14 protein-coding genes and 1 tRNA gene are annotated in these 24,222 nt (G+C 35.4%); 4 read left to right on the forward strand and 11 right to left on the reverse strand.

Translation table 11 applies throughout. The annotated features are described in order from the left end of the window. The first annotated feature begins 622 nt into the window (after positions 1–622). A complete protein-coding gene (locus IEV50_RS17830) occupies positions 623–1,486 on the forward strand; it encodes a trypsin-like serine protease (RefSeq protein ID WP_188416964.1) in 864 nt (287 codons plus the stop codon). A gap of 487 nt (positions 1,487–1,973) precedes the next feature. Here the strand turns inward: IEV50_RS17830 and IEV50_RS17835 are convergent. Further along, positions 1,974–2,045, reverse strand: a tRNA-Arg gene (locus tag IEV50_RS17835). Between the two features lie 234 nt (positions 2,046–2,279). On the opposite strand from IEV50_RS17835, the gene IEV50_RS17840 reads away from it, so the two are divergent. Beyond that, positions 2,280–2,525, forward strand: a complete 246-nt coding sequence (locus IEV50_RS17840) for a PleD family two-component system response regulator (RefSeq protein WP_188416965.1) — start codon at positions 2,280–2,282, stop codon at positions 2,523–2,525. A 1,069-nt stretch (positions 2,526–3,594) separates the two neighbouring features. On the opposite strand, the gene metG is transcribed toward IEV50_RS17840, so the two are convergent. After that, positions 3,595–5,700: a methionine--tRNA ligase gene (metG, locus tag IEV50_RS17845; protein WP_188416967.1), complete on the reverse strand. Its 2,106-nt coding sequence runs from the start codon at positions 5,698–5,700 to the stop codon at positions 3,595–3,597. A 38-nt stretch (positions 5,701–5,738) separates the two neighbouring features. Between metG and IEV50_RS17850 the strand changes: the two genes are divergently transcribed. Together IEV50_RS17850 and IEV50_RS17855 are read left to right on the forward strand one after the other, a co-directional pair. Further along, entirely contained in the window at positions 5,739–6,638 is a 900-nt protein-coding gene (locus tag IEV50_RS17850; RefSeq protein ID WP_188416970.1) for a S66 peptidase family protein, read from the forward strand. Between the two features lies 1 nt (position 6,639). Beyond that, complete coding sequence (locus IEV50_RS17855; protein WP_188416972.1) at positions 6,640–7,047, forward strand: DoxX family protein; 408 nt, start codon at positions 6,640–6,642, stop codon at positions 7,045–7,047. A 78-nt stretch (positions 7,048–7,125) separates the two neighbouring features. On the opposite strand, the gene IEV50_RS17860 is transcribed toward IEV50_RS17855, so the two are convergent. The 9 genes from IEV50_RS17860 to IEV50_RS17900 all read right to left on the reverse strand — a co-directional run bounded on the left by IEV50_RS17860 (position 7,126) and on the right by IEV50_RS17900 (position 24,159). Beyond that, on the reverse strand, positions 7,126–8,763 hold the full coding sequence (locus IEV50_RS17860; protein WP_188416973.1) for a RagB/SusD family nutrient uptake outer membrane protein: 1,638 nt from the start codon (positions 8,761–8,763) through the stop codon (positions 7,126–7,128). Positions 8,764–8,774: 11 nt separating this feature from the next. Further along, complete coding sequence (locus IEV50_RS17865; protein ID WP_188416975.1) at positions 8,775–11,885, reverse strand: SusC/RagA family TonB-linked outer membrane protein; 3,111 nt, start codon at positions 11,883–11,885, stop codon at positions 8,775–8,777. A gap of 197 nt (positions 11,886–12,082) precedes the next feature. Continuing rightward, positions 12,083–12,724, reverse strand: coding sequence for a hypothetical protein (locus IEV50_RS17870; RefSeq protein ID WP_188416977.1), 642 nt, complete (start codon positions 12,722–12,724; stop codon positions 12,083–12,085). Between the two features lie 132 nt (positions 12,725–12,856). Then, on the reverse strand, positions 12,857–14,242 hold the full coding sequence (locus IEV50_RS17875; protein WP_188416979.1) for a RagB/SusD family nutrient uptake outer membrane protein: 1,386 nt from the start codon (positions 14,240–14,242) through the stop codon (positions 12,857–12,859). An 11-nt stretch (positions 14,243–14,253) separates the two neighbouring features. Then, a complete protein-coding gene (locus IEV50_RS17880) occupies positions 14,254–17,313 on the reverse strand; it encodes a SusC/RagA family TonB-linked outer membrane protein (protein WP_188416981.1) in 3,060 nt (1,019 codons plus the stop codon). Positions 17,314–17,687: 374 nt separating this feature from the next. Next, positions 17,688–18,353: a hypothetical protein gene (locus tag IEV50_RS17885; protein WP_188416982.1), complete on the reverse strand. Its 666-nt coding sequence runs from the start codon at positions 18,351–18,353 to the stop codon at positions 17,688–17,690. A gap of 82 nt (positions 18,354–18,435) precedes the next feature. Continuing rightward, positions 18,436–19,401: a DUF1735 domain-containing protein gene (locus tag IEV50_RS17890; protein ID WP_188416983.1), complete on the reverse strand. Its 966-nt coding sequence runs from the start codon at positions 19,399–19,401 to the stop codon at positions 18,436–18,438. 35 nt (positions 19,402–19,436) lie between these two features. Then, the gene (locus IEV50_RS17895) at positions 19,437–20,873 is read right to left on the reverse strand and encodes a SusD/RagB family nutrient-binding outer membrane lipoprotein (RefSeq protein WP_188416984.1); all 1,437 of its coding nucleotides are present in this window, start codon (positions 20,871–20,873) and stop codon (positions 19,437–19,439) included. 31 nt (positions 20,874–20,904) lie between these two features. After that, the gene (locus tag IEV50_RS17900; RefSeq protein WP_188416985.1) at positions 20,905–24,159 is read right to left on the reverse strand and encodes a SusC/RagA family TonB-linked outer membrane protein; all 3,255 of its coding nucleotides are present in this window, start codon (positions 24,157–24,159) and stop codon (positions 20,905–20,907) included. Between the last annotated feature and the right edge of the window lie 63 nt (positions 24,160–24,222).

The following is a 24,222-nucleotide window of genomic DNA, read 5'->3' on the forward strand; positions in this document are numbered from 1 at the left end:
TTCGTTTCTGTTGGGAGTGCAAAGGTAGAAATCTTTTTTTAACCTCCAAATAAAATAAATTTTATTTTTTTAGCCTCTCTTTAATTCATAACCCCAGCTTTTCAATTATTTCCGCTTCTTCCGAACCGGGTTGCAAAGGTAATAAAATTTCTCCCTCCCACAAGAACTATTTCCAAATAATTCTAAACCTTTTCTTTTAACCTTTCAAACATTTTCCCTTCCTCCGAAGCGGGTTGCAAAAGTAGAAAAAAATCCTTTATAGCCAAAAATTATCTCCCTATTATTCTTCTATTACTCATAACTTCATCATTCTCAATAAGAAAAAAATTAAGCTACCGAAAGAACTTTTATCAACAACGTTTGTTTCACGGCTAGTTTGCCAGCAAAACGAGTATTCCATCTTATCGGTTTATATATTTCAGAATATCAATACATCCAATAATTCGATAACATCAGAAATATCTCCTACATTGTATACAATTCATCATTAAACCAGCCTATGTGTTCCATTGGCGTATCCGTAAGCTATTTGTTTCACTCGAAAGCGTTTTGCAATGGTGGAAACACAAAATGCATAAAAGGACGCGAAACCAAAGCTACCAGTTCAAATTAACTAATTAATATGAGAGCAATAAAAATCTTCCCTTTTTTCCCTGTAGTATCCTTTTGCCTTTTCTTTTGTGGAATTTCCAGGCACGATGCAAATCCCGAAGCTTTGTCCAAACTGGCATCCTCAAAACAGTTCGATTGTGTGGGTAAAGCATTGGAAAATGGAAAATTCATCGGATCAGGGGTGCTGATTACACCGAGATTTGTGCTATCGGCAACTCATGTACTCATGACTGCAAATCAAATGTTCACAAAGAGAAGAAAGCTCAATGATCTCGAACCCGGAGATTTCTCCCTCGATTTTAACGGGAATATTTTTAAGGTTAAAAGAATTATTACCTATACTGGTAGAGGGGATTATAGTACGGAGACCGAAACTGATCTGGTATTGCTTGAACTAGATAGGGATGTTAATAATATTGCTTTGCCTGGGCTGAACACGAAACTCAACGAGCTCGGAACTCAAGTAACTGGAGTGGGCTATGGTATATACGGAATAGTGAATGAAAAAGGGAGACTTAAGATACAGAATTCCGGTGTAAAATCGGCAGGGAAAAATATTATAGATAAGCTCGCTGGAAAAGAAGTAAACGGAAAACCGGCTATGCTACAATTTGATTTCGATAGCCCTTTAAATCCCGCTGTCAGCAAAATGGGATCTGATCACCCAATTGAAATGGAGTATACACCATCGGGTGGAGACAGTGGTGGCGGTTTGTTTAGAGAGGCTGGAGGCAAAATGGAATTAATAGGTATTCTACATTCTACACAAGGGGACATCGAAAACTTCCGAATCAATGGTTATTATGGAGAAGTGTCCAATTGGACACGGGTTTCCGTATTTACGGACTGGATAAAAAGTTCGATTATAAAATAACAAAATGACTTTTTTATTTAAAGCAATGGTACTTCATGTAGACCTTGCATTTTTGATTGTGCTAAAACATCAGGACTATTGCACAATTGCCAGAATAGGCAATCGCCAGCGAAATGATTTTTTCCTTAATGTGATGTTCAAACGCTTCACTATGAGAAGATGTGGCGCTGTCGAAAACGCAGACGATCTAATGGATATTAAATGTTCCATTTGAGCTGATTCAATATGCGATCTTCATGTACAAAATTGAATTAACATCAAATAAAATTTATGCTGTTGGGTGCTTGAAAGGAATTTCGAAATTAAACCCTATCCTTTCCATGACCCTCTAACGAAAGCCAAAAACAACTAACTCATACACAATTTGCCTGTTGATATTGATATTCAAATTGTAACAACAAACGATGCTGAAATCAATTGAATTTGTATGGAGGGAAAAAGAAATCTGCGATTTTACTCGAAATTTCGCAGATTTTGACAAAAATAGTGGTCCCGACGAGAATCGAACTCATATCTAAAGTTTAGGAAACTTCTATTCTATCCGTTGAACTACGGGACCTTTGTAATAAGTGTTAAATAAAATAAACATTTTTCACACTGATTGTCAATTAATTACAAGACAATCTCAGCTATTAGAGCTTTTGCTAAAATCCTATTAATTGTTGCAAATATATTAAATTATATCAGAAATTGTTGGTCATTTGCCTAAACGGATTGGAGCATGCAGGATTTGAAACAAAATGTTCATCTGACCCAATTAAATCTATTTCGGCCATATTAGAATTTAGCCCAAATGTTATTACTACCTGATGTACAACTCGGTAGGCATGAAGGAAGGAAATTGAACGAGAATTTAAAAAGTATGCATGATACTAAAAATATACCGCTGGTTCTAATATCGATGAGGAGCAAATTGAGCTTGATGAATGGCTATGGATGTAAACCTGATGATTTTATAAAAAAGACTTTTGAGGTGAATGAATTAGTAAAGAGGATAACCATTCAAACAGAAAATCAGATCTCGAAAAAAGAAGCTTAAGATTTTCTGGTAGATATATTTAGCTTGCCTGCAATACCTGGACATATCAATTATTGAGTATTAATACCTTATATCAAAACCATATAATTTAAAACTCCTATTTAACATTACCTTCGTGCAAAACGAAGGACATCATTCTATGCACTAAGTCTTTTACATTAAATATGAGACATGGTGTGATAATTTCCTTTAATAAGGATAAAAATTCTGGTATTATACAAGACGCAAATGACCAAGAAATTGATTTTTTTTTGGATTCGAAGGAAAACTCATTTTCTGTCAACGATTTGGTAAGTTTTAGCATCGTAATGACAGAAATAGGATTAGTTGCAAATAATTTAATAATAGTAATGATTAATTTCGGTTCAAATTACGTTTTAAAGACCAAGGAAAACAATACTAACATAGATAATATTGACTTAGTAAAATAGATTTTTATAAAAGATCAAATATAAAAACGCTCTTATTTATATATAAACTTTAATGATTTAGAGGAAAGGAATAATCACCAAATCTATTAAACCTTATAAGTTTACCTAAAGCACTTGAGAAACTTATAAGGTAAAAATTGCAATTAATTAATTTGAATACTTTTTACACCTACTTTCTAAGTCAGTATCATTTACAACTTCGATAGAGGAAGAGCCTTTAACCCTGAAAGCTTTAATATCCGTCATACCTAAAAAGCCAAATACGGTAAAACAAAGTCATAAGCTTGTATAGGTTCATCCGAATAAATTCTACCGTGGCATTACTTAATTTTACTCGGATGGATATCGATGCAAGGACTTGAAATGATATGATGAATCTTTTTAAGATGTTGTTAAATTTATTGGACAAATTTAGAGCTGCTCTTTTAGCTAATATCCTAAACGTTAGTGCTATCATTTTAGATAGCTATTATATAGCCAAAAGCCCCGACAGTAATGTCGAGGCTTAAGAATTATTATTCAGAGTTTTTAAAGTGATTTTTTACAAAAAACACTTTTGGTAAGACAGGTTAAGGATTGTAGCTGTTTCTTTCTAATTAGCTTAGTTGTAAATCTAAAATCATAAGACGTAAACATCTTTATCTTATCACGCTGCCTTCTTCAAATTTCTCAGCCGGAGTAATAAAGGCAAGTTTACCTTCTGAATTTTCAGCCATTAAAATCATTCCTTGTGATAGAATACCTTTGATTTCTCTTGGAGCCAAATTCACAATTATACTTACTTGTTTACCAATAATATCTTCAGGTTTATAATATTCTGCTATACCAGAAACAACTGTGCGTTCATCAATACCAGTATTTACAGTAAGCTTTAATAGCTTTTTAGTTTTATCAACTTTTTCAGCTGCGATAACCGTTGCAACACGTATATCCATTGCAGAAAAATCGTCAAAATTGATGTTTTCCTTTGCCGGAATAGAAGCAACAGCCGTAGCGTTTGAAACTTTACTTTGGTTTAGTTTTTCTACTTGGAAATCAATCGCAGCATCTTCTATTTTTTCGAATAACAGAATACCTTCTTTAATATCATGACCTCGTTTGATTAGTGTTATAGTGCCTGCTTCTTCCCAACCTTGTTTACCGTTGTTTAGCATTTTCATCAGCTTATCGGCTGTGAAAGGCAAAAATGGCTCCATAAAAATTTGAAGATTGGCACAAATTTGTAATGAGATGTACAAAATTGTACGAACACGATCTTCATCTGTTTTTATCAACTTCCATGGTTCAGTTTCTGCCAGATATTTATTTCCCAAACGGGCAACATTCATTACTTCTGATAGTGCTTCTCTGAAACGATAATTTTCAATAGATGCGGATATTTTTGCCGGAAAGGCTGCCAAATCATCTATTACAGCTTGATCTTGTTCTGTAATTTCCATTAAAGTTGGCACCACTCCATTAAAGTATTTATGTGTAAGCACCATAACACGATTTACAAAATTACCGAGAACGGCAACCAGTTCATTGTTGTTTCTGGCTTGAAAATCTTTCCAGGTAAAGTCGTTATCTTTTGTTTCGGGTGCTGTAGCAGTTAAAACATAGCGTAAAACATCTTGTTTTCCCTCAAACTCCCTTAAATATTCGTTTAACCAAACTGCCCAATTTTTTGATGTTGATATTTTCTGACCTTCGAGGTTAAGAAACTCATTTGCAGGAACATTATCTGCCAGAATAAAACCACCATGCGCCATTAACATCGCAGGGAATATAATGCAGTGAAAAACAATATTATCCTTGCCAATAAAGTGTACAAGTTTCGTGTCTTCATCTTTCCAATATTCTTCCCAACCGCACTTATCTGCTTCAAAATTATTGATGTAATACTCTTCGGCCATTGGATTCCAAACATCAAGCTTTGCGTAATTACAAAGTTCTTTAGTGGCAGAAATGTATCCAATTGGTGCATCAAACCAAACGTATAAAACTTTACCTTCTGCATCGCGAAGCGGGACATGAATGCCCCAATCTAAATCGCGGGTCATTGCTCGTGGATGTAAACCAGCATTTAACCAGCTTTGGCATTGACCATAAACATTTGGTCGCCATTCTTTATGGCTTTCTATGTATGCTCTTAATCGGTCTTCATATTTATCTAAAGGTAAAAACCAGTTCTTGGTTTCTTTTAAAATTGGCTTATCGCCAGATAGCGTAGATTTAGGATTGATTAAATCGGTTGCGTTTAATGTCGAACCGCAGTTTTCGCATTGATCGCCATAAGCATTTTCATTACCGCAATTTGGGCAAGTACCGGTAATATAACGATCGGCTAAAAATTGTTTTGCCTTTTCGTCATAATATTGTTCCGTTATCTCTTCTGTAAAAACACCTTTATCATAAAGTGTTTCAAAAAAATCGGCAGCAGTTTGATGATGTGTTGATGATGATGTACGATGGTAGATATCGAAAGACACTCCGAATTCTCTGAATGAATCGCCAATTATTTTATGGTATTTATCTACAACTTCTTGCGGCGTAATTCCTTCTCGTTTAGCTTTTAAAGTAATTGGCACTCCATTTTCGTCAGAACCACATACAAATTTTACATCTCGTTTATTCGAACGTAGGTATCTTGCATAAATATCAGCAGGAATATAAACTCCTGCCAAATGGCCAATATGCACCGGTCCGTTTGTGTATGGCAGTGCCGCAGTTACGGTATATCTTTTTATTTTACTATTATCCAAAACAAATTATTTAATTTGACAAAGATATCGTTTTAACCATGATTATACAGCCCCCGTATTTAAAAAAAGGAGATAAGATTGCCATAGTGTGTCCGGCGAAGAAATTACCCAAAACCATTGATTATGCGATTACTATTTTAAAAAGCTGGGAATTGGATGTTGTTCTTGGTAAAAGTGTTTATGCCGAGGAGAATCAATTTGCAGGAGCTGATGCTTTAAGGGCTTCTGATATTCAAACATTTATAGATGATCCACTAATAAAAGCGATAATTGCTGGCAGGGGTGGTTATGGAACCATCCGAATTATTGATGAGCTGGATTTTAGTAATTTCGTGAAAAACCCGAAATGGTTTATTGGATTTAGTGACATAACAGTAATATTATCGCATATTTTTGCAGCGCTGAAAACGCAGTCTATGCATGCTCAAATGCCTTATACTTTTGAAGATTCTACACCAGAAGCCTTATTATCCCTAAAAAGTGCTTTATTTGGAGAAAAGCAAGTTTTTAAATATAAAAGCGAGTTTAGTAACCGTGCTGGAAATGCTACGGGTATATTAATTGGTGGAAATTTAACGCTGCTTTGCATGCTTCAAGGTTCTCCTTCTGAAATGGATTTTGAAGATAAAATCTTATTTCTGGAAGATGTTGGTGAACATGAATATTCCATCGACAGGATGCTTAGAATGCTTAAAAGGGCAGGAAAACTGGTTAGACTTAAAGGTTTAATTATCGGTGCCTTCAACGAAATTACTCCAGAGAAGATTCCATTTGGACAAACTGCTGAAGAGGTTATTTGCACTATTGTTGAAGAATATGATTATCCTGTTTGTTTTAACTTTCCAACAGGGCATATAGAGAATAATCGTACAATGATAGTTGGTGCAGAAATAGAGCTAAAAATTGAAACAAATAACGTAGAATTTAAGTATTTATAACATGGCAATATTAGATAACTTAGGAAAATACCGAAACACAGGCTTACTGTTGTTGAGGGTTGGTTTGGGCATCATGTTCATTATTCATGGCTTCCCAAAATTAGCGGGTGGCCCTGATGGGTGGACTGGACTAGGCGGAAGTATGAAAGTAGTGGGAGTTGATTTCTTACCAACTTTTTGGGGTTTCATGGCCGCAGTTACGGAAACCTTTGGAGGATTTTTACTTATCGTTGGACTCTTTTTCAGGCCAGCGTGTATATTATTAATCTTTACGATGATAATTGCAGCATTGGTTCACTTTTCTAAAGGTGATGGATTACAAGGTGCAAGCCATGCGATTGAGTTGGCAATTGTGTTTTTAGGCTTAATATTTATTGGACCAGGAAAATATAGTGTTGATAAGAAGTGAGTGAAAAATTTTTGTGTTAATATTTTGGCATAAAAAAAGCCGAGCGTAAATCTCGGCTTTTTGATTAGTTACTTATTCTTAATAACCAGGATTTTGAGTCATACTAGGGTTAGCATTCATCTCATCCTGTGGAATAGGCCAAATATAATGGAAATCCGTATAAGGAAGGGCAACCTTTGCTGCTACTGTTACGGGTCTTAGAACTGCATCCCAGTTTGATCCAGATCCATTTAATGCCGTCACTAAAATTTTTGCTGGAATACCTCCTCCTGTAACTGCAAAATTAGGATCTTGTGATAAACGGGTAATGTCTGGCCATCTTCTACCTTCACCGGCAAACTCAACTCTACGCTCATTTAAAATCGCTTGCGTTAAAGCATTTTGGTTAGCAAAACTCGCAATAGTATATTGGCTAGCTACTGGTACTGCTCTATTTCTAACAGCATTTAATAAATTCAACGCTCTTGTATCCAAAGCATTTGTTCTTGAATAAGCTTCGGCAACATTTAAAAGAACTTCAGCATAGCGTATAATTGGTGCATAATCAGTGCTGGTAGCAGGGTCTCTGTATTTATAATTAAAAAAATACTTAGCACCTGTAGTTGTTTGTTGAATTTGCAATAAACTTCTCCTTGTATCACCAGTAACCCAAAAAGCTGCATTATATAGATTAGGACTAGTAACCACTAAATTTCTGCCAACAAGTGCATTTAAAGCATTTGCAGCTGGGCCGAACATATTTGCCAATGCACCATTTACACCTCCATTTGAAGCAGATCCGTTTTCAATTGAAAAAATAGATTCTGTATTATTTTTAAAGGATACAAAAGGACCATCAGGACTCGCGGTCAAAGAGTAAACCCCATTTGCCGCAACGCCAGTATAAGGCCCTGATGCAGCAGATGTGCCTAATTTTGCACCTTCAGTAATTACACCTGCAAAATCATTCATGTGTAACTTAACACGGACTTTTAATGCAATTGCAGCACCTTTCGTAGCTCTCGTAAAACCAGCAGCAGATGCGCCAACTGGAAGATTTGCTTCTGCAAAATCCAAATCAGCTAGAATTTTAGTATAATCATCTGCAACCGTACCACGAGGAACTGAAATTTGCGAAGCCACAATATCTGTAGAATTTACCCCTACAGTTCTATAAGGAACACCTGGGCTAGCACCATTGCCATCTACATATGGTCTACAAAAATCAATCACTAATTCGTGATATGCTAGTGCTCTTAAAAACCTAGCTTCCCCCGAATATTTATTACCTACAGATGTACTTATAGTACCTGCTGCAGAAGCTGCTGTAACGCCATCAATTACAATATTACATTGATTAATCAACGAATATAGATTGCTCCACATGTTAACGTTATTTGCAGTACTCGAGGTTATTAACGCTTCATATGTGAGCTGATAAAACGTTGCTGTATTTACCATATCTTCGCCACGCATTTCAGATTGCTCGATTGATGCTGCACCAAAAGGATAGCCACGGCCTGCACCACCATTGTAAGTTCCAACCGTTGCTGTGTTATAAACACCTACCATAGCTAATTCTATATTAGCAGCCGTAGAAAAAGCAGAAGCCTCTGACAATGAACTCTTCGGATTAAGTTCTGTAAACTTCTTGCAAGAAGAAACAGTTAAAAGGGATAATAAGCTTACAGCAAAAAACCCACTCGTTAAAATTTTATTTTTAAATATCTTTTTCATATCTGTAGCTATTAAAATCCAACATTTATACCAACAACAAATGTGCGAGATTTAGGGTTTGTATTATAATCTAAACCTGCCTGGCTATTTGTTGTAACGGAAGTATTCAATTCTGGGTCTAATCCCGAATAATTTGTAATTACGAATGCATTCTGAACTTGCCCATATATTCTAACCCTGCTTAAATACAATTTATTTATTAAAGTGGTTGGGAGCGTGTAGCCTAAATTGATGTTCTGACCGCGTATGAATTTACCATCTTCAACAAAACGAGAAACCGTATTTGCTGTTAAATTTGTAAATGCATCTCTACCGTAATAAACCTTAGGGACACTTGTAGAAGTATTTGTTGGCGTCCAACGGTTTAAAATTTCTGAACCGTTATTTAAGAATTTTTGATTTAATAAACTTTCTTGACGAGTTATGTTCATTATTTTATTACCACCAGAAAAAACAAGATAAATGCTAAGATCGAACGATTTATAACTTACCGTGTTATTAATACCTCCGTAATAGGTTGGATTTGTTGAACCAAGTACTCTTTTATCCGTTGCAGCTAATGTACTTGCAGCTCCCAGCGTGCCTGGATTGTTAGGGTCATATAAATAATAGGCCTGATTGGCAATATTACCTTGAATAATTTGTCCATTTGCTTTTTCATATAAAGGATTACCATTTGCCGAATTAACCCCAGCATATTGATATCCATAAAGGGAGCCTATTGATTCGCCAACTCTGTTGATGTTATAACCGGACGCCTGAATAACATCGGCGTTATTATTTGCCAATTGCGTTATCTTATTTTTAACGAGCGTTAAGTTAACATCTGTAGACCAAGAAAAATTATCATTTTTAAAATTAACTGTGTTAACTGAAAATTCATATCCCTTATTGGTCATTTTACCAACGTTTTGGTTAATTCCATTACCTGGTACACCTAATGAAGGTGCAGTTGGCGCAAATAAAATTAAATTATCAACATTGTTTTTGAAATAATCTGCAGTAATATTTATACGACTGTTAAATAAAGATAAATCGACACCGACATTATATTTTTTACTGGTTTCAAATTTCAAAGATGAGTTACCTGCTTGAGAATAATACAAACCACTCTGTGCCCCATAAGTTGATGCGGCAAAAGTGCCCGCGAAAGGATAATTTCCTATATCCGTATTACCTACTTTTGCATAACCACCACGAATTTTGAAATCATTAATGAATTTTAACCCCGAAGCATTTGCAAAAAATTCTTCTTTAGAAACTCTCCAAGCAATAGATGCACCTGGTAAGTTAGCAACTTGGTTACCAATAGGTAAAGAAGAAATTTTATCTGTTCTGAAGGTTCCACTTAACAAATAACGCTCTTTATAACCATAAGTTCCCCTTACGAAATAAGATTTATAAGCATTTTCTGCCACGCCACCGCCAATAGAGAAGGTTGCCTGAGGAAAAGAACTCGAAATAATATTCTCACCACCAAAGAATATACTTGATATTCCAGTACCGCTTGCATTAAACGAACGATATCTTGATTTTTGGAATTCTAGCCCAGCGGTTACACCGATTGTATGATCACCTAAAACTTTGTTATATGAAACCGTATTTGTCCAAACATATCTGAATGATGGAATAAATTGTTGGAATGCATAACCACCAGAACCGCGGCCATCACCATGTAATGGGCTATAGTATTGGTAATCTTCACCATAAGATGCGTTAGTTGATAATTGTGATTTAACATCAAGACCAGGCAAAATATTAATATTTATAAACGTACCACCAATTAAATTAACCGATTGGTTTCTAAAAATGTTGTTATCCAGAACGAACTGAATGTTAGTATAATTATCATCTATCTCTCTAATGTTTGGTCCTTTACCTAAACGAGCCAAGTCTGCACTAAAGTTATAGCTGCCATCTGCGTTGAATGGCGTAGAGTTAGGTAAAGCTCTTATGGCATTACCAACATTACCAGAAAGCCCATTTGTACTGGTTTGAAGCCCGAAATTACGAGTATAATTTATGTTCGCGCTAGCACCAAAGGTTACATGGTTATTTAATGCTTTTTGCTCCAACTTACCAAAAAATTGATATTTATTTTGATTATTTGCCTTGATTATACCATCATAATCAGCATAATTCAATGAAAAATAATAGTTAGATTGATCTGTAGCCCCACTAAATGATAATGCTTGATTTTGTTGAAATGCGTCTTCTCTAAAAACTACATCCTGCCAATTTGTATTTGTTCCATTGTCTACAGCTCCTACCGCAGCGCCAGAATTTGTTAATTTTTCGTTAGCAATGGTCACAAACTCAGATCCAGATAGTAAACTGAAGCGTTTTGATGCGTTAGACGAACTGAACCAAGAGTTATAGTTAACTTTAGGTTTACCTGAAACTCCTTTTTTGGTGGTAATGATGATTACACCTCCAGCAGCTCTAGATCCATATATTGCTGTTGCTGCTCCATCCTTAAGTACATCTACACTTTGAATATCGTTTGGATTGATATCCCCTAGTGGATTTGTAGCAGTAACGCTACTTTGATTACCAGTAACGATTGGCAAGCCATCAACGACATAAAGTGGATCGGAACCATTTGATATACTGTTTGTTCCCCTAATTCTAATACGAGGTGTAGAACCTAAGATGCCATTTGATACGGTAACCTGAACACCCGTAACACGACCTGCCAATGCCTGGTCAAAGCTTGCAACAGGAGCACTAGCCAAAACAGCCCCAGAAACACTACCCACAGAGCCGGTAACATCTTTCCTTTTGACCGTTCCATAACCGACTACAACAACATCGCTTAATGTTTTTGAATCAGAACTCAACGAAATGTTTATTAAATTTGAAGAGCCAATTTGTCTGCTCTCTGGAGCATAACCGAGTGAACTGAATTCAATGGTTGTTGAACCTGCAGAAACATTGATCGAGAACTTTCCTGCTGCCGAAGTAGTTGTTCCGCCAGAAGTTCCTTTAATTTTAACACTCACACCAGGGAGCGGTTGCCCATCTTCCTTGCTTGTAACTGTTCCTGTGATTGTTCTCTCTTGCCCAAATGCGGTGGCCGCAATAAACAGCAAAATGAACAAACTTTGTAGAAGTTTTTTCATAAAATTTAGTTAAGTTTTAATTACTTGGGAACTAAAGTATATAAAACAAAAACGTAATGCAAATTTTACAAAAAAAAATAAACAATTTTCAACTTCGATTGTATCTTTTTCCTGCTAGCTAAAAGACAGAATATCTCTACAATATTTAAATACTTGTACCAAATAATGCATGAAAAATAATAAATTGACTTGATTTACTATTTCAATGTATTATAGTAACTAATTGCATTAATCAAATCCTCATCTTTTTTAAAATTAGTTTTATTCGCCCTAAAAAAGGATTCCATTTCTGAACTTTTATCTTTAAAAAGGTTTAAAAATGAAGATTTATCATTTTTAACTTGATTTATTACCCCATTAATAAACAAAAAATAAGATTTATCATCCATAATTCTTTTTGTTGTAATCGAAGAATTAAAGTCTTTTACATCAATAATACTTTTAATCAATTTTTTTAGGAGGGTAGCTTTTCCTTCAACCATAACTAAATAATACGATAAATTATTAAATGTTTTTACAGGAGGATAACCATTCTTAAACACATCTTTTTCTAAATGAAATTCGTTAACAGGGCTAATAAATTTCATCGAAATGCTATCCTTTCCTAAAAAATATAACTGATCTTCATACAGATTGTATTTCAGGCTTATATTTGAATAAACAATTCCTGAAGCTATTTTAGCCGAACCTAAGCGCCAGTTCGGATATAGCAATTCTGAGCCCTCAACATTAACCAACTTTATTTCTTTAGCAGGGCTACCGTCCTGATAAGTTAGAGCTTGCGCAAGAAGCTGTTTTGTGCTCATGCTTAAAAACAATACTACTAAAAAATATTTCATTTTACTATAATTTAAAACTTTAATAAAGCTACAATATTTACTTAAACCGGGCAAGGTTTACAATTTATCTTTAAATGAAAATGCCCTCAAAAAGGTGTAAACTTTATGAGGGCATTGTATAATTAAAGAATATTAGTAACCTGTATTTTGAGCAATTATGTTTCCTGAAGTTAAAACTTCTCTTTGTGGAATTGGATATAAAGCTCTATATGCTTGCGAAATTCCTAAGGTTGATGTAAGATTGAAACGTCTTAAGTCAAACCATCTATGTCCTTCATGTGCTAGCTCAATTCTTCTTTCTGCTAAAATAGCAGTTAAAACAGCAGCCTGAGAAACCGACACAAGAGGTGTTAAACCTGCTCTAACTCTGATTACATTTAAATCGGCTAAACCATCGGCAATTTTTTGAGCGCTACCTTGGCGCACTCTTGCTTCTGCACGTATTAAATACATCTCTGCCAATCTAAACAAAATCACATTATCATCGCCGGTTGCAATACGAGTAAATTTTCTGGTTTTTGATAGAGGAGCAACAGTTGTAAAATTGATTGCTTGTCTAACATCATTTGCTTCATGCGCTGTATTTAAAGCATTTGATGAACTGATTTCGTTACGTCCACCAGCAGCAGTTGTGTAATAATAAAATGCAATACTGTTTTGATCGGCCGAATTGTAATCCAGTTCAAAAATTGATTCTGCAGAGTTTTTAGCAGCCCAAATATTACCATAATTAGCAGTAGTTAATAATGAATACCTTGCACTACCAATTACAGTCGTAGCTAAAGCTTCAGCCTCTGCCCATTGTTCTCTGTACAATTGTACTCTGGCTTTTATAGCATTGGCAACATCTTTCCCAGCTCTATTTGTAATTCTATTTGCAAAGGTTGGAGCAGCTATTGCAAAATCTAAATCAGCTAAAATTTGAGTGTAAACTTGCGCTTCTGTATTTCTTGCAATTGGCGTAGCATCAGATTCTGTAAGCGTAGGTGTAAGTTTTAGAGAAACACCAACTCCATTAGCTTTTCCATAACCATCATTAGAGCCGCCAAAATACCTCAATAAATCGAAATACATTAAGCCTCTTAAGGTTCTTAGCTCTGCAAGTGTTGCATCTTTGTCTAAAGCCGCATCCGTAATGTTAGGAACCGCAGCAATCATAGTATTTGCATTATTAATCCCATTATAGATGGTGTTATACATATCACTTATGTTAACATTATCTGTAAGGATCTGATTATTTGCAATTTGTGCGTAAGTTGGAAAAGTACCAACATGAATCAAATTTCCACCACCTAGTTCAGCGAAAGCGTTGTATTGCAAGCCGTAATAGTTTCCGCTTTGTAAACTATTGTAAACACCAAACAATCCTGCCCTTACACTTGCAACATTAGTAAATGCTCCAGCAGCATCTAACGATGCTTGAGGCTTTTGCGCTTCCAATTCCTTTTTGCAGGAAGAGAAAACAGCAGAAGCTGCAAATAAGTAAGTTAAATATTTATATTTTATATATGTTCTCATATCAAGATTCATTAAAAAGTTAAGTTAAGACCAAAAGTGTATGTTCTTGCTTGAGGATAGGTTAAGAAATCAGTACCAGGAGCAGTATTTGTAACTGAGAATGTACTTACCTCTGGATCTAAACCTGAGTAATTTGTAAAAGTATAAAGGTTTTGTGCTGAAGCATATAATTTTATTGCTGATACCTTAAGTGCGTTTAACACCTTAGGGCCAAAGTTATAGCTTAAGCTAACATTCTTTATTCTTAAAAAATCACCATCTTCAAGAAATCTATCAGATACCCTTCTATTATTGTTTGGATCTTGATAAACTGCTCTAGGCACAGTCGTATTTGTATTGGTAGGCGTCCATCTATCTAATGTAGTAGCCAACTGACCAAAAACACTATTCATACCTTCACCAAACGAGCGTGTATTTGAATAAATCTGATTACCGCCCTGGTATTGTAAGAAAACAGATAAATCAAAGTTTTTATACTTAAAGTTATTGGTAAAACCACCTTGATAAGTTGGCACACCTTTACCAATAATTTCTTGATCTAATGAGTTAATTACACCATCACCATTTAAATCAGCAAATTTGATATCACCTGGTGCAGTAGATGTTAAAGGACTTGCTGTTACGGCTTGTACTGGTGAAGCAGCAATTTCTGCAGCACTTTGGAAAATACCTAAAACTCTATATCCTCTAAATGCGCCTAATGATTGGCCGGCCTCTACCCAGGAAGCGAAACCCGCTGCAAATGGATTGCCAGAAAGCTCAACAATTTTATTTTTATTTAAAGAGATATTGAAGTTAGTTGTCCAAGAGAAATCTTTTTTATTAAAAATAACACCTGTTAATGCAACCTCTAAACCTTTATTTTCTGTTTTACCAAGGTTTGATTGAATGGTGGTGAAACCAGATGAACCAACAAGTGGTTTACCTAAAAGTAAATCAGATGTTTTTTTCTGATAAACATCAACATTCAAAGTTAATCTATTATTAAATAAACCTAAATCCAATCCTAAATCTAAAGCTGCAGTATTTTCCCAGGTTAAATTAACATTACCCAATTGAGTTGGTGCCAAACCTGGATTTTGAAGATAATTTGAACCTCCACCCACTAATGGCAGCGAAGTAAAGTTTCCAATTTCCTGGTTACCTACAATACCATAACTTGCTCTAATTTTTAAATCGCTAATAGCTTTAACATTTTTTAAGAAAGATTCTTCAGACATTCTCCATGCACCTGAAACTGCAGGAAAAAAACCATATCTTTTTTCCGAACCAAATCTAGATGAACCATCCAAACGACCTGATGCCTGGAAAATATATTTTCCTTTGTAAGAATAATTTGCTCTTGCAAAATATGATTCTAAAGCATTTGACGTACCACCAGAAGTTGCAGTTGTTCTAACAGAACCTGCCGACAGCCTTCTGATATCATTACCAGGAAATCCTGTTGCAGATGCTAAAATATTCTCGTAGTTTGATTCTTGATAAGAAAAACCTGCTAATAAATTAACACTGTGTATGCCACCAAATACTTTGGCATAATTTAAAGTATTATCAAAAATATAGTTAACCTCTTGGTTTTGGCCTTCTGTTGCCGAACCACCTGAACCAGAGCCTGCATTGGTAAGCGTTGATAAGAAAGTTCTATCTTTCGAAGTAAAATAATCGACAGATGCCTGAGATTTAAAAGTTAATTCTGGTGTAAACTTATATTCTGCACCACCCGATGCCAATAAACGATTACTATAAAATTTGAAAGTATTTTCATTGGCACCTGCAAGTGGATTATCTACAGAAGAAATTGCATCTCTGCCATAAGTACCATTTGCATTATATGCTGGAACGTGCGATCCTAACAAAAATGCACCACTAACAGTACCATTAATATTATTATCGTTATTTAATCTATTATTTACCGAACTGCTAAAACTTGTTGATAATGTTAATTTTAATTTATCGGTTGCTTGATTATCTAAATTTAACCTGCCGCTAAATCTCTTGTAACCACTACCAATAACCACACCCTTCTGATCGAAAAATGACGATGAGATAGCAAACTTGGTTTTGTCATTTCCTCCACGAGCATTAATTTCATAATTGGTAATTGGAGCTGTTTCGAAAATCAAATCTTGCCAGTTCGTTGTTGGATAATCATTTGGGTTAGCACTTCTTACACCACCACCTATTCTGCTATCACTATAATTCGCTGTACCTCCGTACCTTGCATTAACCGCATCATTCATCAATTGAATGTATTCTGGACCAGTAAGAGTTGGAAGCGTTTTAGCAACCTCCTGAATGCCCGAATAAACATTTACACCAATTTTGGTATTCTGATTAAGACCTCTTTTCGTGTTAATTAAAACCACACCATTAGCACCTCTTGAGCCATAAATAGCAGTAGCGGCAGCATCTTTTAATATTTCCATTGATTCGATGTCGCTCGGGCTAATATCACCTAAAGAGTTCGTTAACTGACCACCGGCACCAACCTGTGTGTACGAACCAGTATTTACCGGAATACCATCGATTACATAAAGTGGTTGGTTACTACCAGAAATTGAACTTGCACCACGGATGTTAATGGAAATACCACCACCTGGAGTACCAGATGCTTGTGTAACCTGAACACCAGCAACCCTACCCTGTAAACCTTGTTGAGGGTTTAATATTGGAGTGTTTTGGATATCGCTAGAACTTACAGAACCTTGAGCACCAGTTAAACTTCCCTTTTTTTGCGTACCATAGCCAACAACAACTAACTCATCTAAATCTCTTGAAGAGCTTTGCAACGAAACATTAATAACATTAGTATTGGTTAAAGAAACTGTTTGAGAGATAAAACCAACATAAGAAAATTCTAAGCCAGTTGATTTTGAATTTACAGTAAGTGAATACTTACCATTTGAAGAAGTAACGATGCCTCCTGGGCTACCTTTAATTCTAACACTAACGCCAGGGATAGGTAATCCGTCGACCTGTGATGTAACTACCCCAGTAATTGTTCGTTCTTGAGCTACCGCAGTAAATGCAATAAACACCAACACGAACAAACTTTGTAAAAGTTTTTTCATGAAATTTAAGTTAGGAATGAAAATTAGTTTGTATTAAAGAAATAAATATAGCCTTGAAAAAGTATTTTTAACATAAATTAACAGCATATACTATAATTGTGATTTATAAATGACAAAAAATTTCAAACATTCATTATTTCCTCATTTTTTCTAATCTAGTTTTAATGAAGTCGAATAATCTACAGAGCTACGTTAAATTAAAATGGTCAATTTTAATAAAATTATTTAACCGATATAATAGTCAAATATTTTGCTTATTCTACTTCATTAAAGTTAAAGATGCGACGCTATTTATTACTAAATTACTCTGAAGAAAACACAATCAGGTTTTAGACTAAATGATTATTAATAAATAAAGACGCTTGTTTTAAGAGTTAGAGGCCATCATAGAAAGTCAATAATTTTATAATGCCATCATTTGATTTTAGATCAATTTTGTTATCATTTATAAATTTGCCTAATGCATCTCCATTACCTAATGCGGCAATAATTGATTTTTCGTTATTCTTAACTTTCAGAAATTTTTTATCTTTTGTTAAAACATAGTAATTGATGGTTTCTGACACTTTTTTTGTAACAGAAGCAGATGCATAGCCTTTACTTTCTATAACTGTTTTTGATAACTTTTTCAGAAACTTCACTTTACCATCATAAATTACCTGATAAAATGTTTTTTCAGTCATGCTATCCATTGGTGGAAAGCCATTTCTATAAATTTCCTTCGAATTGGTTAAAACGAATTCAGTAGGCATATCATTAAATGAGTATTCTTCATCATTTGCACCCTTGGCCACTACAATATCTTCAAGCAAATCATATTTAACATTTTCGGTAAGCGGATTAATACCAGCAGAAAATTTTACAGTAGCTTCCTCCCACTCAGGGTATAAATATGGTGAACCTTCTAAATCTGATCTTGATTCTTTAACCGTAATAAGATTTTTATACGTGCCAACTGTTTTAACCTGTGCGTGAAGCCCTATGCTTGCAAATAACAAAGCGACTATTAAAACTTCTTTTAAAGAGGATTTACTTTTCATAACCTGATGTATAACTATAAAACAAATATGCAAAAAAAAGGCCTTCAATTAATTGAAGGCCTAAAACTAAAATTACTAAGTATTATCTGGTGCCTTTGTATTTAATTACAAGATCTGAAACAACCCTTGGTGTTGTAACCGGATTCCAGTCAAAATTTAATGTAAAAGTTTTAGTGGCTGGATCATATTTATTAACAGTTCCAGCTGTATTTTTAAGCGTTGGAGCACCTAAACAAGACATTGTTACTAAATTAGTAGCTGGATCTATTGTTGCTCTTAAGTTAGCGATACCACCTACGCCACCCGTGCCACCGAACCAAGTTAAATTTCCTATTTCAACAGTAGTTGCATTAATAGTAGTTAATGTTAAATCAGGATTCCCTGCCAATGTACCACTTAAAGTCCCAACTTCTTTTACTCCCGGAGCAGTATATCGCTGAATAAACCCACCTGATTGTGAATAAACACCGTCATAAGCATTTTTAACACTTATAAGAACAAAAATTTGACCTTGAGTAGCCGAAGTGGTTCCATTACCTGAATTGGTTATTTTATAGGCTAAAGCATACTTTTTACTAAAATCAAAAAGACCAAAATTTAAATTAATAGCGAAATCTTTAGCAAAATCACCTGCGTTAAGCGCCATGGTATAACCAGTTGAAGTTTTTGTTAAACCTGCACCAGAAGTATAAAGGCTTTCTGGTAATGTTTCATAAGTATTTGGCACACCTGCAGAAATAGGATGAGCTGCATTATATGCTGTTATCAAATCAGGCGCTGCGGTTAAAGTAACCGAACTAGAAATACTAAGCGCATCAGCACTAACAGCATCTCTCCTTACATTGAAAACGTTTACAGAACCAATACCTGTAGCAGCATCTAAGAAAAGAGACTTTTCTGGCCCATCTATAATCTTAATAATTGTTTTTCCTGTAGTTTGCGTTTTTTGCGCATCGCCATCAACGAAATCATCTTTCCTGCAAGACGACACGAAAACCGATGTCAATACCATTCCTAAGGAAAAGTATTTTAAAAAATTTTGTTTCATAATTTTATATATTAAAATTAATTATACTTTAACTATTATAAATCCCACCACATTCTGGCATCCTGAGTATTTCCACCAGTTAATTTAGCAACAGCTGCAGCATAACTTGCACCATTTGTTGTTATTTCAGCAGGAGCATATACATATCTGCGTGGAATTTGTTTCGTTGCATTGGTTGCTGCGATAGCGGGAACTAATGCAGGAAATCCTGTTCTACGATAAATATTCCAAGCTCTTAAACCATTAGGATAACTAGCGATGTATTCTTGAGTTGCGATATTTTTCAAATTACCTGCTGTACCAACAGCACCGATTGCAACATTAGCGTTGGTTAAATAATTTGCTGATGGAGCACCGACACCCCACTGCTCGTGAGATAAAGTAATACCAGCTAAATACAAAGTTGGTAAAACTTCAATTGTCCAACCCATATTGGCAGCTTCAGCACGCGCTAAAGTTACTTCAGCAGCTGATAACATTACATAAGGGCTACTTTCCGTACGTAAATCTCCTCTTAAAACACGAGCCCAAGTAGGGTTACCATCAGTAAATGCTGTAGCAACTGGTCTTGTAACACCATAAGGAACGCCTAAACTTGAAGAAGCGGTACTACCCAAAACTTCAGAAGCACCACCATAAGCATTTTGTCTTGCATCGCCTCCCAATGTTGTTGTTAATAAATCAGTCATTGATTTGCTTTCTGCCAAATCTTTACGACCGTTATATTCATTAAACAATGGATTTTTGTAATTTGTATTGTAGGTAATTTTAACATTTTGAGCATTGGTCGTAATGTATCCACCAGCATCTGCCAAAGCAGCTTTAAATTGTGTAGCAGAATAATCTGCTGCACCGGGATACCTTTTAGATAATTGCAAAGCCATTAACATCCTTAATGAGTTCGCAAATCTTTTCCACGAGGCTACGTCACCATTGAACACAATATCTCCAGTAATAGCTGAATTATCAAATGCGGCAACTGATGATGTCAAAGTTGATATCATACCTTTATAAATAGTTTCCTGAGCATCATAAGCCGGTGCATTGAACTCAATACCTTTTAAAGCCTGACTGTAAGGCACGTCGCCCCAACGGTCGGTAATTGACCAAAAAATGTACTGCTGAACAATTTTAGCAACCTGGTTCATATTATTGCTTGTATTCAGAATCTGAATATTCTGCAAATCATACAATGCGCCGCTGTAAATACCCGCAAAACCGTCTTGAATTAAGGTATAGTTAGAAGCATCCGGATATTGTGTTTCTGAAAAATACTGTCCATAATAACCTGGTCTAACCGTATATGAATAACCCGCTAAACCTACAAGCGTATTCGTCAATAAAGCTGATGTATTAGCCTGTGTTGTACTATTCGGATCTACGTTGGTTTGACCAAAATCCTCCAGCTTTTTACATCCTGCAGATGCTACCAAAAACAAGCCTGCAAATGCATAAATAAATATCTTTTTCATATCTTTTCTTTAAAAAATTTAATCGCCCCTTTTAAAATCCTATTTTCAAATTAAATCCAAAACCTCTTGTACCAGGCAACTGAGATGTTTCTCCACTTGTTGCAGAAATCTCTGAAGGATCGAAATCTTTTGTTTTGGCATAAATTAATACAGGGTTTCTTGCTACAACAGAGAAAGTAGCATTTTGAACAAAACTGGCAATGCCCAATTTCTTAACTGGGATACGATAACCAATGGAAACCTCACGCAACTTAATGAATGTTAAATCGTAGATGTAATCATCAAAAGTTTTTGAATTATACAAGCCCTGAAAATAATCTTGTGCTTCTAAGTAGTATGTTTTGGGCTGACCAGAAGTTGCATCAACACCATCTACACGAACACCACCACCATCAGCAACTTTATCGCGGATTGGATTTCCTTTATCATTATTACCGGCCGTACGAGCAGTTACTCCACTATAAGCACCCCATTGATTTGATAACGAAACAAATTTACCACCAAATTGATAATCGATATTTGCAGCCACATCAAACATTTTGAAAATTGTAAAAGTATTTTGCAAACCACCTGTATGCTTTGGCAGTACACTACCAAAATAAACGTTAGGATCATTTACGAAATGACCTGAGGCATCCAATAAAGGAACACCATCCGCATTACGTTTTTTACCGTTACCCCAAATTTGCCCCCATTCGTAACCTGCTTCATGAATCATGAAAGGCATAGTAGTACCCCAAACGTTATTTACGTTAGTTACCCTAGTAACACCGTATTTTGCACTTACTTCTACAACTTTATTACTAATCAAGTTTGCGTAAGTTGCATTAACACTCCACCTAAAGTTATCATTATTAAATGGAATAGCCTGTAATTGAAACTCTAAACCATGACTGGTAATTTTACCAATATTTGTTAGAATTGACGTAAAACCACTTGCGCCATTTACAGGAACTGCTCTTGGATAATCTGTTTCTGTCTTATCCCAATAAGTAGCAGATAAGTTTAATCTACTTTTGAAGAATTTTAAATCTAGCCCAACCTCAGAACTTTTTGCAACTGCACCTTTGATTGCAGGATCTACTAATGCATCTGGTGTATTCTGTAATAAATTACCATTAAATTTTAAAGAATTTACGCCATAAGAAAACCCTGGAAAACGGTATGCTCCAAACCTACCAGTGCTTTCACCTAATGCCTGAGGAATCTCACCATAAGACCCTCTAATTTTAGCTTCAGATAACCATCCAAAACCTTCTTTCGGTAGTAATTCAGAAAATACAAAAGACCCACCTATCGATTTTGATAATACAGCATTATTGTCTGCTGGTAGTGTAGAAAACCAGTCGTTTCTGATAGATGCATCTATGAAAGCCAATCTTTTGTAACCAACAGTTGCACGAGCTAATAATGCCCTATATTTCTCAACATATCTATAATTACCTACTGTTGGGACATCTAAAGAGTTACTTATTGTGAACAAATTTGGTATAGATAAACCCTGATTTGTATTGGCATTAACATAATTATTTTCTCCTTTAAAAATATCTGTACCAGCTGTCACATCTACAGAGAAATCTTTAATTTGTTTTGTGTAATGCCCTAACAATTCATAGTTTTCTCTATTCGAATATGTGTTTTCTGTAGAATAAGCTGCTTTTAATCCTGTTTGGTTACCACTTGTTTCCAATTCAGATCTGGTTTTATTCTCAGAATTTGTTGTAAGCTGCTGCTTACGGTAAGTGGCTGTAAAGCTTAAATCGTTGTTTACCTTATAGATAAATGATAAATTACCATAAAACCTGTCTGATCCCTTGTATCTGGTATTTAGGTCGCCAAAAGTATAAGGGTTATACCAGTAGTTACCACCATAAAAAGCTTTAGGATTAGATGGGTCATATCCAGTTGGGTCAGAGTGATTCCAACTTGCATAAACCGTTTCACCTGGTAAACCCGGAACGGTTAATCCTCTTAATTCTTTCATGATATCCATATCAACATCACGATGGAACCATTGAGAAAATGAACCTGTAGTTAAATTACTATATGCATCATCTATATTACCATTCAATGCAGTTTTTACGTAATTTATGTTTGCAGCTACCGTAAAGTGTTTATTAAGATCATAAGATGAATTAAAGTTCAAAGTGTTTTTATTTTGGCTAGAACCAGGTATTAGACCTTGAGTGTTCTGATTACCATAAGTCATTTTCAAACTATATCTATCTCCACCACCACTGTAAGAAATAGAGTTGTTAAAGGTAACACCAGTTTGGAAAAAGTCTTTAGCATTATCTGGATTAGGCGTTAAACTTGCTGTCTTATATGAATACTGAGTACCTGGATACCAAGCATACCAAGGGATGTATTCTTGACCAACCATTTTAGGTCCCCAACTTGAGTCATCACTATAATTCGGATAATATTTACCATCTAGAGCCTTCCATGCAACAGGGTCAGTCGATTTCCAAGTATATTTTGTTAAATCTTGGCTATTTCCTCCAGCATAAGTATTTTGATAGTTTGGAAGAATATAAGCATTTTCAAAAAGCGCACCCAAATTTAAGGTTAAACCTAAACCTTGAGTTGATTTACCTTTTTTAGTAGTGATTAAGATTGCACCACCAGCAGCTTGTGAGCCTAATAAAGCTGCTGCTGCAGGACCTTGTAATACGGAAACGTCTTCGATATCATCAAGATTGACATCATCCGCATTTGGAAGAATAGTTCCATCTACCACATAAAGTGCCCCAACTCCTGTACCAAAACCACCAGCGCCTCTAAGTCTTACCTCAGTTTGTCTGCCTAAGGCTGCAGCCGACTGACTTCTTACTTGAAGACCAGCAACTTTACCCGCAAGTGCATTGTTTACGTTAGTAGAACGAATGGTGTTTAGTTTTTCTCCAGAAACAGTTTGCGTGTTCGTTACTTGAGAACGTTCTGTCGTTTTTGTACCATAAGCACCAGTAACAACAACCTCCGTTAATTGATTTGCATCTGTTTCTAATGAAGCATTTAAAACGTTCGATGATCCAACCGAGACTTCTTTTGGCTTATATCCAATAAAAGAAAAGATTAGAGTTGCACCATTGTTAGCTCTGATGGAGAACTTTCCATCGGCTCCTGATACAGTACCACCTTGGATACCTTTGATTTTTACACTTACTCCAGGAATGGGTGTTCTATCTTCCTGTGCAGTAACTGTACCTGTAATTGTCCGCTCTTGAGAAATTGCCGAAAAAGCAATACATAGGAGCATGAACAAACTTAGTAGAAGTTTTTTCATGTTTGTGAAATAGGATTAGTTAATGATTTAGCGCTAATGTATAGTTAGTTAGCAATAACACCA

Source organism: Pedobacter mendelii, assembly GCF_014635725.1.
GTDB lineage: Bacteria > Bacteroidota > Bacteroidia > Sphingobacteriales > Sphingobacteriaceae > Pedobacter > Pedobacter mendelii.